The organism is Sphingobacterium siyangense, from assembly GCF_023277505.1.
Classification (GTDB): domain Bacteria; phylum Bacteroidota; class Bacteroidia; order Sphingobacteriales; family Sphingobacteriaceae; genus Sphingobacterium; species Sphingobacterium siyangense.
The window spans coordinates 5,925,197-5,941,628 of sequence record NZ_CP080574.1; the positions used below are offsets into that span (position 1 = coordinate 5,925,197).

12 protein-coding genes are annotated in these 16,432 nt (G+C 41.4%); 4 read left to right on the plus strand and 8 right to left on the minus strand.

Translation table 11 applies throughout. From position 1 onward, the window contains the following. Positions 1 to 11: 11 nt before the first annotated feature. Both K2F45_RS24915 and K2F45_RS24920 read left to right on the plus strand, forming a co-directional pair. A complete protein-coding gene (locus K2F45_RS24915) occupies positions 12 to 632 on the plus strand; it encodes a 3'-5' exonuclease (RefSeq protein WP_248932613.1) in 621 nt (206 codons plus the stop codon). A 10-nt stretch (positions 633 to 642) separates the two neighbouring features. After that, on the plus strand, positions 643 to 2,556 hold the full coding sequence (locus tag K2F45_RS24920) for a DUF294 nucleotidyltransferase-like domain-containing protein (protein ID WP_075994352.1): 1,914 nt from the start codon (positions 643 to 645) through the stop codon (positions 2,554 to 2,556). Positions 2,557 to 2,610: 54 nt separating this feature from the next. Here the strand turns inward: K2F45_RS24920 and K2F45_RS24925 are convergent, their stop codons facing one another. The 8 genes from K2F45_RS24925 to K2F45_RS24960 form a co-directional block, all read right to left on the minus strand. Beyond that, complete coding sequence (locus tag K2F45_RS24925) at positions 2,611 to 3,663, minus strand: glycoside hydrolase family 43 protein (protein WP_075994353.1); 1,053 nt, start codon at positions 3,661 to 3,663, stop codon at positions 2,611 to 2,613. A 1-nt stretch (position 3,664) separates the two neighbouring features. Beyond that, positions 3,665 to 5,626: an alpha-L-arabinofuranosidase C-terminal domain-containing protein gene (locus tag K2F45_RS24930; protein ID WP_248932614.1), complete on the minus strand. Its 1,962-nt coding sequence runs from the start codon at positions 5,624 to 5,626 to the stop codon at positions 3,665 to 3,667. A 106-nt stretch (positions 5,627 to 5,732) separates the two neighbouring features. Then, a complete protein-coding gene (locus K2F45_RS24935; protein WP_248932615.1) occupies positions 5,733 to 7,277 on the minus strand; it encodes an alpha-N-arabinofuranosidase in 1,545 nt (514 codons plus the stop codon). Between the two features lie 10 nt (positions 7,278 to 7,287). Then, positions 7,288 to 8,436 carry an aldose epimerase family protein gene (locus tag K2F45_RS24940; protein ID WP_248932616.1) on the minus strand — a complete coding sequence of 383 codons (1,149 nt, stop codon included), beginning with the start codon at positions 8,434 to 8,436 and terminating at the stop codon, positions 7,288 to 7,290. Positions 8,437 to 8,531: 95 nt separating this feature from the next. Then, positions 8,532 to 10,232: a sodium:solute symporter family transporter gene (locus tag K2F45_RS24945; protein WP_075994355.1), complete on the minus strand. Its 1,701-nt coding sequence runs from the start codon at positions 10,230 to 10,232 to the stop codon at positions 8,532 to 8,534. A gap of 68 nt (positions 10,233 to 10,300) precedes the next feature. Then, positions 10,301 to 11,803 (minus strand): L-arabinose isomerase, encoded by a 1,503-nt coding sequence (gene araA / locus K2F45_RS24950; protein ID WP_248932617.1) that lies wholly within the window; start codon positions 11,801 to 11,803, stop codon positions 10,301 to 10,303. Positions 11,804 to 11,845: 42 nt separating this feature from the next. Continuing rightward, entirely contained in the window at positions 11,846 to 12,538 is a 693-nt protein-coding gene (locus tag K2F45_RS24955; protein ID WP_088163099.1) for an L-ribulose-5-phosphate 4-epimerase, read from the minus strand. 17 nt (positions 12,539 to 12,555) lie between these two features. Further along, complete coding sequence (locus K2F45_RS24960) at positions 12,556 to 14,244, minus strand: ribulokinase (protein ID WP_248932618.1); 1,689 nt, start codon at positions 14,242 to 14,244, stop codon at positions 12,556 to 12,558. Between the two features lie 330 nt (positions 14,245 to 14,574). On the opposite strand from K2F45_RS24960, the gene K2F45_RS24965 reads away from it, so the two are divergent. Together K2F45_RS24965 and K2F45_RS24970 are read left to right on the plus strand one after the other, a co-directional pair. Further along, positions 14,575 to 15,282 carry an NUDIX hydrolase gene (locus K2F45_RS24965; protein ID WP_237241856.1) on the plus strand — a complete coding sequence of 236 codons (708 nt, stop codon included), beginning with the start codon at positions 14,575 to 14,577 and terminating at the stop codon, positions 15,280 to 15,282. A 147-nt stretch (positions 15,283 to 15,429) separates the two neighbouring features. Further along, the gene (locus tag K2F45_RS24970) at positions 15,430 to 16,080 is read left to right on the plus strand and encodes a hypothetical protein (protein WP_075994360.1); all 651 of its coding nucleotides are present in this window, start codon (positions 15,430 to 15,432) and stop codon (positions 16,078 to 16,080) included. Positions 16,081 to 16,432: the final 352 nt, after the last annotated feature.

Here is a 16,432-nt window from a genome sequence, read left to right on the forward strand (position 1 = left end):
ACTGCAATTCATTGAAAAAATATTTGCTATTCTTAGATACGGAAACATCTGGTTTACCGAAAAAGTGGAACAAGAGTTACATGGACGGTGATAATTGGCCCCACATCTTGCAACTGGCTTGGATCATTTATGACGAAGAGCAACATGAAGTTAAACGAACCAATAAATATATTTATGAGCCGTTAATACCAATCAGTCCTGCATCAGAACAGATTCATGGATTGACACCGCCTTTTCTAATGAAATATGGTGAGAAGAAAAAAGAAGTATTACGGAAATTCAGTCATGACATCAAAAAATATAAGCCCCAACTTATCGGGCATTTTCTTTCATTCGACCTGCAGGTATTAGCGGCCGAATTCTATCGATCCAACTTGGCTATTCCATTTCATAACTTAGCTTATTTCTGCACCTTGTTGCATAGCAAAAAATACGTTCGGAATCCGAATATGGTGCATCTTCCACTTTCATCGCTGCATGATACACTATTTGCGACTCCAGCCACAGAAATGCACAATGCTGAAAAAGATGCTGAAATAACTGCTAAATGCTATTTTGAAATGATTCGAAGAGATGAATTATCCGAGCAGGACATACAAAATCAGCAAGCTGAATTCGAGAACATCTGTTAATGTGACTTCCATGAAAAACTCCGACGCTATCCTACCCCTGCTGAAATCTACGCAGCCATTTCAAATTCTGCCCGAAACCCTACAATTGAGTATTGTCGACAGATTCAATGAACATCGTTTTTCCAAAGACACCTTAGTTTATCGGCAGAACATTACCGATATGGATGGTGTTGATTTAATCCTCGAAGGTGAATATGAAACATTCTTTCTAGATGTTTCCGATAATAAACGATTGGTCGAGATACACCATAAACCGTATTGTTTTGGTGGAATATCGGTCTTATTAAACCGAACGAAAGCACTCAAGTCCGTCATTGCCAAAAAAGGTACGGTCATTTATCGTTTACCCCGAAAAGACTTTATTGAGCTCTGTAATGCGAATGAAGAGTTTTTCCATTTTTTCACCAATTCCTTTGGAAAAAGAATGTTAGATGAGGAGTTTTCTCATTTTGTTAAGTCGCCAGCCTCCTTCGAGGAAAGCTATTTTGCTGCAGATCAACTTTATTCGCGTAAAATTGAACACATCACCTACAAAGATATCGTTTCCTGTACACCGGATACACCAATCTTTGAGGCTGCACAAACCATGGCGAAACACAAGGTAAGCTGCATATTTATCAAAAAAGGGGAGCATATTCTTGGCTATGCGACAGATATTACCTTAAGAGACAATGTCGTGGCCCAGCAGATTCCTGCAACACAATCTATTGCTCAGGTAATGGATAACCCTATTGTCAGTATTTCGGATCAGGCCTATCTTTACGAAGCTGTACTGATGATGTTCCGTACGAAATCAAGATATCTCCTTGTTGAGAAGGCAGGCAATTATATCGGCTTCCTTAGCCGAAATCGGTTATTGAGTGAACAAGGGCAGTCTCCTCTCGTATTTATTCAATCGGTTAAACTCGCAGAAACATTGGATGAATTGCGTGAAAAATGGAATAATGTTCCTGAGATTATTCACCAATTGCTCGGTAGAGGTGTAAATGCAGAGATTGCGAACCAAGTTATTACGACCGTTGCCGACAGTATTGCACTTAAAGTAATTGAAAAAGTGATCGGGGAAATGGGCGAACCGCCTGCAAAATTTGTGTTTATGGTAACGGGTAGCGAAGGAAGGAAAGAACAGACGCTAATGACCGACCAGGATAATGCAATTATTTACGAAGATAAAGCAAACGAACAACGTGATCTTGTACGCGCGTATTTCCTCAATTTTGCCAGTCGCGTATCGGATCATCTCAATACAATTGGTTTTAGCTACTGTACCGGGGGGTATATGGCCAGTAATCCCGAATGGACACATTCGCTGTCACATTGGAAGAAAAATTACAAAAAATGGATTGAAGAAAGTATCCCCGAGAATGCGATTAAATTTTCGACCTTCTTCGACTGTAGGCGATTATATGGTGACCAGGGCATTATTGATCAACTCAAAGAATTTCTCAATATTGAGCTACAAAAACCCAACGAGCGTTTTTTTACGTTCATTGCAAAGAATGCGCTGCAATATGAACCGCCGCTCACATTTTTCAAAGCGATAAAAACGCAAACAATAGGTTCTTCTGAAGTCTTCAATATCAAGAAAGCGATGACGCCCATTGTTGATTTAGTCCGGGTTTACGCGCTGAAAAACAGAATTTATGAAGAAAATACAGGTGGTAGGCTAAAACAGCTTCTTGAGTTGGGCATCTTCACACAAGAACAGTACGAGGAATTAAATCAATCTTATTATTACCTGATGTCGATCCGCCTAAAAAATCAGGCTAACCAGATCCGTATCGCTAAACTGGCACCCAACAATTACGTACCTATAGATAGTTTGACAAATATTGAAAAGGCGACAATTAAAGAAATATTCAAAACAATCAATAATTTTCAACTCGGTATTAAGCTTAAATTCACCAGCAATTTATTTGGTTAAGTAACTTATTGCCATGTAAAGGCAATAAGTTACGAAGATCTGTTCTAAAAGCTTCTATTTTTTTTGCAAAGACAAATCAAACTGCCAATGCTTTGCTAATCGCTCCAGCTCTTGCTTTGTTATTGGGATGACAGCGCCATGTTTAGGCGAAGTGAAATTAGTAGATTTCATTTTACCTGCATTAAAGTGTCCCAAATCAACAAAATTTTTAAAATCTGTTGTTTCACTAAAGCCAAAATTATGGGGCGATATCCCATAGATATCATACATCAAAACCCATTTATCTTCCCCTATCCTTTTCCACACATTCGGAGCTTCGCAGGCTTCTGGTTCAGGATCATAGAAGCGATCATCGTACTGATAAGGGCCATTTGGAGAATCTGAAACAGCTTGCTTAATGCCCGGAATACCATCGTGGGCGACATAAAAAAGATGGTATTTATTGCCCACTTTCGTAATATCGCCATCGATGTAATTTTTATTTGCTTTGGGGTATTGAAACAAAAGCTGTGGTTCTGATTCAAATGCTGTAAACTCCTTATTTAAGTAGGCATAATAAAGCTGATTCAGTCCATTGCCAAACCGCATCGTAAAATAGATCATCATCTTCCCAGTACGATCATCATATATGAGTTCGGGAGCCCAGAAGGAGCCTACATTTTCCCAACCTTGAAAGGCTTTCTCCAAGTAGAGCTCCGTATGCTTCCAGTGAATTAAATCAGTCGATTTCATTAAGACAATACCTCGGTTGTTACCCCATCCAAATGCGACTCCGTCACGCTCCCATTCCGTATTTCTATAACCCTGCCTTTGTGCGTAGATATGTAAATCCGTCATGACCATATAAAAATAACCATCTTTTCCGCGCATGATATAGGGATCCCGGATACCTTTCTGCTGTGCAATGCTATCGCCAGCAATGATCGGTTTACCTTTATTGATATCGGTGAAAGAATAGCCATCCTGACTGACAGCAACATACAGACCATGGCTTTCATCCTTAAAGTAAACCATCAGGTAAGCCGCCAGATCCGATTCCTTTACCTGTGCAAACACGTTATGTGCAAATAGAATCAGGGTAGTAAAAAAGAGTCTACGGATATTCATCTTATTTAACGGACATTTTAATCAAGGTAAAGGAATAGGGTTCAAATGTTTCAACAATCGTCTTTCCCTTATAAGTTACCGTATTCTGTTTTGGACGGATGTTCAATGGTTCCTCGATACTGTTACTCAGGTTTAGGTTGGCATTGGCCAAAGTGATTTTCTCTGCTGCCGCAGCAGGCTTTTTCTTCGAATCTATGTCGAGGTTCACTTTCATCGGCTTACTGTTGTAATTGACGACTTTCACGATAAGCTGTTGCGCAGCTGCATCAAATACTGCAGAAGCATAGAGGCTATCTTTGCCAGCTACGAATTCGCCATCCCGTTTGATCGGAACAATGCTTGTTCCTTTATTGGTAGCATATAATTTTTGTACTTGGTAGCTCGGTGTTCCATATACCTGCAAGTTATCCACCCAAATTAAATCCGGTGACCACTGCCAGCCATCGACATGGCCGAATAATGGCGCATAAGATGCCATCTCCACGACGTCGCCATTTCGTTCGAGGCCCGTCATGAAAGCGGCTTCCGAGAGGGCCGCCTCCCAGGTACTTTTCCCTGGACCGTTTGGTCGCGTCGTATGCGAAGCGTATTCTCCTGCGAAAATTTTCACCCCATTTCTAGCGTAATTATCATAGCGATTGGCGCTAGACAGAAACCAGGATGGTGGGCGGTAATAGTGTTCATCAATGATATTGATATTCATCGCCCGCAGTTGATCATTTAAGAAGTCAAAACGATCTCCTTCGGGATCCGTGCCCGAACTGGCAATAATTTTGATCTCTGGATGCTTTTCGTTTAATGCTTTCTTGAAGACGGTCAACCGTTCGATATATTGCGGGCCCCAATTTTCATTTCCAACCCCCAGCATTTTGAGGTGAAAAGGCTCAGGGTGCCCCATATCCGCCCGTAATTTCCCCCATTTTGTATCTGTTGCGCCATTGGCAAATTCAATCAGATCTAAAGCGTCTTGAACATAGGTATCAAGTTCGTCTAATGGTACAAGTTCTCCGGTATTAAATTGGCAGGCCATACCGCAATTGAGAATGGGAACTGGAGATGCTCCAATATCTTCTGCCAGTAAAAAGTATTCATAAAATCCTAAACCAAAGGTCTGAAAATAATCAGGTGTCAGCCGATGGCTGAATTCGGTATTCCACCGGTTGATAATCAATTCCCTTTCTGTTATTGGTCCAACAGTTTTCTTCCATTGAAACCGATTAGCCAAATCTTTCCCTTCAACAATACAGCCTCCAGGAAAGCGGATAAATCCGGGTTTCATATCGGCAAGCATCTGAACCATATCTTTACGTAAACCCTTCGGTCTTCCTTTCCAGGTGTCTACTGGAAATAACGAAAGCATATCTACGTCTAACGTACCCGCCCCTGTAAACCAAACATTTAATTTGGCTTTATCTGTCGTTTGGTTGACAGGAAATTTAACTGCTGCTTCAGACCATGATCCGACGGGTTCAAGTGGAAGTTCAGCTGCGCCAATAACCTTATTCTGTTGATCGAGCAGCTCAACATGGATTTTCATCCCCTTAGCTGCACTTTGATATTGTACAGAGAACTCATATGCTGCCCCCGCTTTCACTCCTATTCCTCTAAAGCCTTCATTTTGTAGTCCTAATTTCAGATTAGCCACATTGTTTATCCTTAAATACCGTTTGTTGCCTTTACGTTTGCTATCATTTAGCAGCAGGTAGGTTCCCTCAGGACCATTTTCAAGCTTTTTCCAGCCCATCCAAGGCTGATCAAACTCAAATGATCTATTCTTTACCAATTCAGCATAGATTCCCCCATCGGCACCAAGATTGATATCTTCAAAAAAGACGCCCCACATATGTGGAGATATTTTGCCTGTAGGTTTATCCAATGCTATATTTAATGTTATCGGTGACTGTGCGATTGCTGAAGAGCCCAAGCTCGCTAACAGTAACAGTGTTGACACTACTCTTTTCATCCCTATATGTATTTGTTCAACAATAATTTATTATTTCAGGTTTTTACACCAGCTCTAACAGCATAAATAAGGTAGCACGACATGACAACCCTATCAAAATTGACTGTTATATTAATTCCAATACAATAACTGAAAATGCCGGAATGTCCACTTCAATGGTACCATTCACTACCTTTGCCTTATTGTACACAACAGGTTTAATTGTTGTGGGCTTCTTGAAGGAATTATAATCGCGTAGATTCTCCGCGGTAAGAATTCGGCCTGAAATTTTTGCAGCTTTCACTGAACCGAGATCCACACGTACCTTATTATTCTTTTTCGGATCAATATTTACCAAGGAGATATGAGTACGGCCCTGCTTGTCTTGTGACGCTGAAACCGAAACGGCCGGAATTTTTTCCTGGTTAAATTCAAAATCCGTTGATTGAAGGGAAATAGGAATTAACGTAGCATCCTGATGTACCTTATACATTTCCATCACATGATAAGTCGGGGTCAAAATCATATTCTTTCCTTCTGTTAGAATAACCGCCTGCAATACATTCACAGCCTGCGCTAGATTGGCCATCTTCACCCGACGAGCATGATTGTTAAAGATATTGAGTGTCATTCCTGCAATCATGGCATCACGCATGGTATTTTGTTGGTAGAGAAAACCCGGATTCGTACCAGGCTCTACCGCATACCAGCCCCCCCATTCGTCTACGATCAGATCCACAAGTCCTTTCGGATCGTATTTGTCCATAATGGCGATATTCTTTTCCACGAGCTCATTCATAAACCAAGCTGATTTCATGGTTTTAAAATACTCCTCCTCCGAATATTGGGTCGCAGAGCCCTTATTATCCCAGTTGATCACTGCATAGTGATGAAGTCCCATGCCTTTCATCAAACCGCTCGGAATTTTCTTCATGAGTGTCTCCGTCCAATTGTAATCTGCACTGTTAGCTCCTGATGCTATCCGATACAAACCACTTCCATTGGTCCAATCCGACATAAAAGTGGCGTATTTGCGATAAATGTCGGTGTAGTAATCGGCGGTCATATTTCCACCACAGCCCCAGGCTTCATTTCCTACGCCCCAGAATTTTACCTTCCAAGGTTCCTGCCGACCATTTTTTCGTCGCCAATCCGACATGGGGCTTTCTCCTTTAAAATTCACATATTGGACCCAGTCGGCAAGCTCCTGTACCTCACCGCTACCCACATTACCCGCCAGATAAGGTTCCGCTCCAAGCAATTCACACATGTTGAGAAAATCGTGTGTACCAAAAGAATTATCCTCTGTCACGCCACCCCACCAGTTGTTTACGATAGCAGGACGCTGCGCTTTGGGCCCAACTCCATCCTTCCAATGATAGGTATCGGCAAAACATCCACCCGGCCAACGTAAATTTGGAATGTTCAAATTCTTAAGGGCTTCGATAACATCTTTCCGGACGCCATCAGCATGCGGAATTGAGTCATTTTTCTCACCGACATAAAATCCATCATAAATACAGCGTCCCAAGTGCTCGGCAAAATGTCCATAGATATGTCGACTTATAATCTGCTCCTGCTGCGGCGTTTCTAATCTTACACTACTCTGTCCATACAGTAATCCAGTGGCCAGCGTAAAAACAACGCCTAATTTTAATCTTAGCTTCATCATATAGATTCAATTATTTCACACTGAACTGGTAGGTTGTTTTTGAACTATATTTTTCTCCAGGTTTTAACACCGTTGATGTAAAATTGGGGTGATTTGGTGCATCTGGAAAATGTTGTGTCTCCAAACAGAACGCAGAACGGAATGGATACACTTTTCCCTCTTTCCCTTTAGGGTCCGAATCCTTCATAAAATTACCACTATAAAACTGTAAACCAGGTTCGGTTGTGTAGATGTCCATTTCAATACCCGTTTTAGCAGCATACACCTGTGCGACCTTCTGAAAACCATCCTTCTTGTTTAGTTCAAAATTATGGTCATAGCCTTTTCCGATCTTCAGTTGTGCATTTTCATCTTCAATACGAGCGCCAATACGTGTAGGTTTTGTAAAATCGAATGCTGTGCCCGCTACAGGCAAACTCTTTCCAGTTGGAATCAAGGTATTGTCAACTTCGGTAATTGCCTTTGCATCAATTTGAAGTTCATGATCCAAAATAGAAGAATCTCCGGCCCCATTGAGGTTAAAATAAGCATGGTTGGTCAGATTTAAGACCGTCTCTTTATCTGTTGTCGCCTGATAGGCTATGGCCAAAGCCCCGTTGTCCTCCAGGGTATAGGTAACCTCCATCTTGACCGTTCCCGGATAACCCGCTTCTTTATCAGGTGAGGTATAGGCTAATGTGATTGATGTCGAAGTGCTACTGACGACATCCCACACTTTGTTGTAAACGCCATTGGTACCGCCATGAAGTGAATTCTCGCCATCATTCTTTTCTAAAGAATAAACCTCTCCATTCAGTTTAAAGCTAGCTTTGCCAATCCGATTCCCATAACGCCCTACAATTGCGCCGTAAAAATTATTATAGTTATCCTTGTATTCTTTGGCCGAATCATAGCCCAAAATCACATCAGTCAATTTACCGTCTTTATCTGGCACTTTTAAACTTACCAGGCGTGCACCATAATTTGTCAATGTAATAGCGAGTTTGTTATTCTTGAGCTGGAATAGTTTAACTTCTTTACCATCAATCTGGCTATCAAAAGCTTGGTTGGAGATAGAGTCAGTCAAGGTCGCTGCTTGCTTACTTTGAGTTGATGAAGACTGGCAGCCATAAGCCAATGAAGCACAAGTCAACAAACCAATAATAATTTTCTTATTCATCTGCAATTAAGTTTTACCCCATCGGTCCGATGGAGGCTTCCTAATTTTAATTAGGAATGGTTCATAATCATTTAATTATTCAAATGGGAACATTTCTACCAAAAACGCACATAGATAGCAGTCACCAACAATAAAGTCACAACAATTAATGCCAATACGGACGGTTCCACTTTAAACATCGATCGATCCAATACAAAAGCTTTTGGATTAACTTTTGGTCCAAATAAGCTGACAGCAATCATAGCGATCATCGTAAACACAAATGCTAATCCCATACATATCTGAAATGGAATTTCATAAACGCCCGCTTTGTTAAGATATGCCGTATAGATCCATGTTTCTGGTCCGAAAACTTTTGTTGCAAACTCGTTGAAAAATACCGACAATGCAAATCCCGTAACCAGGCCAGTAATGGCGGCTGCACCCGTAGTCCTTTTCCAGAACATACCTAGCAAAAACATCGCAAAAACACCCGGACTGATAAAGCCTGTATATTTTTGGATAAAAGTAAATCCTCCGGCGCCACCGATGCCCAACGCATCATTCCAGGTAAATAAAACAGAAAGTAGAATAGAGATCACAATTGTTATCTTTCCAACCCAGACCATTTTTGCTTCGCTCGCATCTTTATTGATGTATTTTTTAAAAATATCCAATGTGAAGATCGTTGCGATACTATTCGCCTTTCCGGCCAATCCGGCCACAATAGCCGCTGTAAGCGCCGCCAGCGCGAGTCCTTTCATTCCATTTGGCAGATAGCCCAATATCGCCGAGTACGCATTATCGGCATGAAATACCCCTCCAGGAGCCATTTCGTGCTGTAATGCTCCATTTTTATAAAGCACATAAGCAGCGATTCCTGGAAGCATGACGATAATCGGCATAAACAACTTTAGAAATCCCGCAAAAAGAATCCCTGTACGTGCGGTCTTTAAATCAGCTCCCAAAGCGCGTTGTGTGATGTATTGGTTACAGCCCCAGTAATTTAGGTTGACAATCCAGATCCCAGCAAGGTACATCCCTATTCCAGGCAGCATCAGATATTTATTGATATCTTCCTGACTGGCACCCGGTCCAGGTTTATCGACAAATAGGTTAAAATGCTCCGGCGAATCCTCCATCAGTTTATTGAATCCCGCTAAGGCGTCTTGTCCCAAACCAAAATGTTCACTGACCAAGGTCAATGCCACATAGGTCGTTGCTATACCACCAATAATTAATACAACAACCTGAATCACATCTGTAAAACCAATAACACGCATTCCACCCAGCGTAATGATAACGGCAAATACAGCTAAAGCAACTGTAATGGTGTGGAAACTGTCGCCACCTCCGGCCATACTCGAAATGGCGATTGCCCCGAGATACAAAATGGAGGTCAGATTGACAAAAACGTACAAAAACAACCAAAAGATTGCCATAATGAGACTCGTCGTTTCATTGTATCGGTTGTTCAAAAACTGGGGCATCGTGAAAATCTTGTTTTTCAGATAGACTGGAATAAACCAAACCGCAACAATAATTAGCGCTACCGCAGCAATGAGCTCATAAGCGGCTACAGCAATACCGACCTCAAATCCATTACCGCTCATACCAATAAACTGCTCAGCAGAAATATTCGATGCGATCAACGAAGAGCCTATGGCCCACCAGGTCAGTGATCCTTCTGCCAGAAAGTAGTCCTTGCTGCTGCTTAAACTATTCGTCTTTTTACGATAAATCCAGTAGCCATAACCGGCTACAATAAAGAAGTAAATTACGAAGATGATGTAATCTACCGTTGCAAATTTTTCCATATTTCCCAAATTGGTTATTATCAATAAGCCATCTATACCCGAAGAGCAGATATAAATGGCTTAGGCTATTATTTACTCAGTAAATAATATAGTTCATTCCATTTCAATTGATCTTCGAGTTTCGCTACCGTAGTATCCTCGTCGATCAATACATATTCCAGTCCGGCAATACGTGCAAAATCTTCCAGGTATTCGGGTGTTAAGCTCAAGCTGTAGGCTGTATGGTGTGCCCCCCCTGCCACAATCCAGGCGCTACAGCCTGTTTTCATATCTGGCAGCGGTTTCCATAACACACGCGCAACAGGAAGCTTAGGTAACTCTTCTTCCACAGCAACACCTTGTACTTTATTCACGATCAAACGAAAACGCGTTCCCATATCGACCAAAGAGGCATTCAATGCATCTCCGCTTTGGCCATTGAAAACCAAACGGGCAGGATCCGCCTTGCCGCCAATTCCTAGCGGATGTACTTCTATACGTGGTTTTCCAGTTGCTAAAGCGGGGTCTACTTCTAACATGTGTGAGCCAAGTACCATGGGATTCTGCGGATCAAAATGGTAGGTGTAGTCCTCCATAAATGCGGTTGTTCCAGCTAATCCTGCACCCATTACTTTGCAAGCGCGCACCAAAGCCGGAGTTTTCCAATCCCCTTCGCCGGCAAAACCATACCCCTCAGCCATTAAACGTTGTACCGCCAAGCCCGGAAGTTGCACCATCCCATGCAGATCCTCAAAAGTATCCGTAAAACCTTTAAAGTTTCCTTGTTCCAAAAATTTCCGTAGGCCAATTTCTATTTTAGCAGCTTCGATGAGGTTAGTATGATATTCACCGCCAGCTTTCACATTTTCGGCAAGTTCATAAGTCGCTTTGTACTCCGCTAATAATGTCGCGATTTCCGCTTCCGTACTCGCATTGATAACCGCTACCAAATCACCAATGGCATAGGTGTTTACAGCGAAACCAAATTGCGCCTCTGCCTCTACTTTATCGCCATCTGTAACAGCCACATAACGCATGTTATCGCCGAATCGTGCAAACTTAGCCCCCTGCCAGTCGTGCCATCCCGCGGCTGCACGTGCCCAAACATTAATCCGTTCCAACACTTCCGCATCTTTCCAATGCCCGGTAACGACTTTACGACCTATTTTTAAGCGGCTAACGATATGTCCAAATTCGCGATCCCCATGCGCACTTTGGTTGAGATTCATAAAATCCATATCGATGCTATTCCATGGGATATCTTGGTTATACTGTGTATGCAGATGCAACAATGGCTTTTGCAATGCTTTTAATCCTCGGATCCACATCTTTGCAGGTGAAAATGTATGCATCCAAGTAATAACCCCAATACAGTTTTTTTCATTGTTGGCGGCTGCCAATGTTGCATAAATCTCGTCCGTATTTTTTACGATCGGTTTATATTTTACCGCTACTGGAATCGCTGCTTGGGTATGTAAATAATTGGCTATTTCCTCAGCATGTAGGGCAACTTGCCGCAAGGTTTCTTCACCATATAGGTCTTGGCTTCCCACGACAAACCAGACCTCAAGCTCTTTTAAATTGATATTCATGTTAAATTGTAGTTTTTGCTATAGATTTTTTATTACTAAAAATTATTGACCATAATAGGCGTTGGCCCCATGCTTCCTTTCGTAATGCTTTTTGATCAGTGCAGGCTTTAATCGAGGCGCATTCGGATTGATTTGTTCTGTCAACCAAGCCATTTTAGCAACCTGTTCCAATACTGCACTGTTATAAACAGACTTTGTTCCAGTTTTACCCCAGGCAAACGGCGCGTGGTTACCAACCAGAATCATTTCCACCTCTTTATAATCCAGCTTATTTTCGGCAAAGTGATTGATAATCTGAAACCCCGTTTCATGCTCGTAGTTTCCGGCGATCATCTCATCGTGCATTGGTGGAGCACAGGGAATATCTACAGTCAAATGATCTGCATGTGTCGTTCCGAAAATGGGAATATCCCGTTGCGCCTGTGCCCATGCTGTCGCATAGGTGGAGTGCGTGTGGGTGATCCCACCGATTTCCTTCCAATGTTTATACAGTAGCGCATGAGTTTTCGTATCTGATGATGGCCGAAGATTCCCCTCAACCACCTGACCATCGAAGTCTACAATCACCATATGTTCCGGTGAAAGCTCTTCATATGGAACTCCACTTGGTTTAATCGCAAAAACTTCCTGACGACGATCGACAACGCTCACATTTCCAAATGTAAAAAGCACCAATCCCAGCTGGGGCAATTGCATATTGCAATGGTAGGCTTCTTCTTTAATTGAATTATACATGATTAAAATTTGAATGGTTAAACAGTAATGGCGAGCGATTCCTTTCCTTCGATGAAAGCTCCCAAAGCCTTGTAATATTCATAGCGTTCGGCATAGATGGTTACCCATTTTTCCTCAGGTATGTAAGTTCGTTCAAAACCTTGCCCCATTGCCTTCATAGCATCCTCAACCCGGTCATATAAACCAGCAGCTGTTGCGGCGAACATTGCTGCGCCAATGGCACAAGTCTGTTCACTTTTATGAATACGAATAGGCATATTCATCACATTGGCCATCATTTGCATAATAAAAGGTGATTTCTTTGCAACTCCGCCTAAACCGATCAAACCTCTTACCGGAATACCCTGCTCCACGAAACGGTCAACAATAGCCTTTGCGCCAAAACAGGTCGCTTCGACAATCGCTCTGAAGATCCGAGGTGCATCTGTTCCGAGGTGCAAACCTGTAATCGCTCCTTTCAAGGATTGATCCGCATCCGGAGTTCGACGACCATTGAGCCAGTCCAAAGCTAATTCAGATGTTGCCGTTACGGGAAGTAATGCAGCCTGCTCACTTAGACTGAACAAGAGTTTCTCTTCCAGAGTTGCCATCAACTGTTCACGCGTATGCGCTTCGATCTCTTCAATATCTTGTATCAAATTTTTCGTTGGCCACAGTAACACCTGTTTCAGCCAAGCGTAAGCATCTCCAAATGCCGATTGCCCAGCTTCCATACCAATCATTCCCGGTATAATTGAACCGTCTACCTGACCGCAGATTCCCCTGACCAACGTATGCTGAACCTCCTCCTTCGGAGCAACTAGCATATCACAGGTCGATGTCCCCATCACCTTACTCAGATAATATGGTTCAATTTGTCCTCCGACGGCCCCCATATGACAGTCAAATGCACCTACACCAACAACGACTGATGTTGTAAGACCTAATCGTTGCGCCCATTCTTCCGAAAGCTGACCAGCAGATTGATCAGCAGTGTATGTTTCGGAAAACAAACGATCAACCAAACCATCCAGCAATGGATCAAGTGTTGAAAAGAAAGAATTTGGAGGTAGGCCATCAAATTCTTCGGCCCAAAGCGATTTATGCCCCGCTGAACAAACCCCACGCTTCATAGCAGACACCTGTGTTCCCCCGGTCAATAGAAAAGGAATATAATCACAATGCTCAACCCAGCTATATGTGGCGGCACGGACCCTTTCATCAGCCCTAAAAACATGAAGTAATTTGGCCCAGAACCATTCCGAAGAGTATACTCCGCCCACATACTTCAAATAATCCACCGAACTATTTTGATTGTGCAGGTTAATTTCTTTGGCCTCTCCAACAGCTGTATGATCTTTCCATAAAACAAACATGGCATTGGGGTTGTCTTTAAACTCGTCCAACAACGCCAATGGAACCCCGGCTGCGTTTACGGCAACTGGAGTAGATCCCGTTGTATCCACGGAAATTGCTTTTACAGCTGCGCCAATATTGTCGATTTCCGATTTGAGCAAACAATCTTTTATTGTTGCTTCCAAGCCTTCGATATAATCCAACGGGTGTTGCCTAAACTGACTTAAAGCAGCATCACAATACTCCCCTCTTTTCCAACGCGGGTAGTAAAACACAGAAGAAGCTATCTCCTCGCCATTGTTAGCATCAACCAATACCGAACGGACCGAATCACTTCCATAGTCCACCCCAATGACATACGATTTATTCATTTTTGCTGAATTTGGTTTATAATTTATAATTGTCTCTAACGCCTTATTTTTCAATCCCCCCCTTTCTGAAGTTCGCCTTGAAAAAACAATTAGTGTCAAATAAACATTTATTTTTTTAAATATGAAAGAAAATTTTCATATTTAAAAAATAGAGCTAACTTCATAGCAGCAAATTATGGTTAACCCGAATTCCTGACATAGGCGTATAAAAGCCTTTTAAAGGAATGTATCAGACAATTATTATACTTGTTTTTAGCTATTTACTTTTTTACATAGTTTTGCTCGTGGAATAAATGGGGTGGTGTCAGATAAAAAAAGATAAAACGATAGATGATGGAATATTATAAAAAAGATTCAGGGATCCTTTTGGCAGTAGACTGTATCATATTTGGATTTAACGGCGAATCCCTTGAAGTACTTTTAATTAAACGTGATTTCGAACCCGAACGAAATAAATGGAGTCTGATGGGTGGTTTCGTTCAATCTGACGAAAGTCCGGAAGAAGCGGCGAGCCGAGTGCTCAAACAGTTAACAGGACTTGAAAATGTATATATGGAACAATGTAGTGTATTCGGTGAACCTAAGCGTGAACCTAGCGACCGGGTTGTCAGTATCTGTTATTTTGCGCTGATTGATACGCAGCAATATAAACATATCCTCAGTGACGATTACGAAGCTCAATGGTTTCCATTACAGGAGCATCCAACACTGATCTTCGATCATGATCAGATGATCGCTTCGGCACAGCACCGCCTACGCATGAAGGCAGCTTTGTATCCGATATTATTTGAATTGCTGCCTGAGAAATTCACGATTCCCCAGATTGCAGCACTCTATGAGGGTGTTTACAATATCGAGTTGGATAAGCGCAATTTCAGCCGAAAACTGCTTTCCTCAGACCTTATAATCAAACTGGAGGAAAAGGATAAGGAAAACTCAAAAAAAGGAGCATACTATTTCAAACTAAATACGGCGATCTATAAGGAAAAGATCATGTCCTTTTTACGGTATTTGCCAAGTTGGTCTATCGAATCATGATAAAGTAACGGGAAATGACCGATGGGAATTGGAATATATTTCACTTAACATTTTCGTTTTTTCAATAATTCCTTATATTTATCACAGGTATATCCTAGTTTTACAATTAGGATAAGCTAGATTAACGCATTTTATAAAATAAACAACATGAGCAAATTGAGATTAGCATTTATATTCTTTACGATTTTATTTATTTCATCACATACACTATTGAAGGCTCAAGCTCCTGCTGCGGCTCCCGCCACTACAGCAGCACAACAGAATAATGCCTTCAAGTACAGTCCGGATGGATTAAAAAAAGGAAGTTTGGCGAATCAATTTGACCACCTGAATTATATTTCGAAAAACAACTATGATTTCAAGATGGTACGAAAAACCAACCTTGATATTGTGAAACGAAATGTAATTGATACCGTAGCAAAACTCCACAAGGAAATCAGCTCTTTAAAATCATCTTCAAGCAACTATACGTCCAATACCAAAACTTTACAAGATTCAATTCAGGTTTTAAAGGATCAGTTGGCACAGGAGAAGGAAAAAACAGAAAGTTTCTCTTTCTTGGGAATCAATACATCTAAAACTTTTTACAATACTGTTGTTTGGACGATCATTGCGGTATTGGCAGTAGCAGCATTTATCTTTTTATTTTCTTATCGGAAGGCGAAAGTGGACACGGTGGAATTCCAAAAAACGGCCGAGCAATCGCAAGAGGAATTTGCTACTTTCCGCAAAAAATCCATGGAAAAGGAACAATTGCTCAAGCGTCAGTTACAGGACGAACTAAACAAAAAAATCTAGTCCTGCTTTTCATAAAATAGCAGATTTATTTCGATCGACCTGTAACGAATCCTAGAGGCACTCCGTTACAGGTCGATTTTATTTAATCAGTTTCCATTCCTAAACGAATAAAAGATTCAGCGAAGTAAAGCTGTAAACTTCAAAAATACATAGCCGGATAAAAGAGAAAAACTATATTTGCAGGTATAGAAATCGAAACATACAGAATTACAATCGATAACATTTTGACCTACATTAATAAAATTGTAATTTAATTGCAAATTCTATTTGTTTTTAAAAACGAATAACCTTATTTTTGCTGACCAAAAAAGAGGCCTTTTATGTCTCTTATATAAAATTGATTAATAAATAT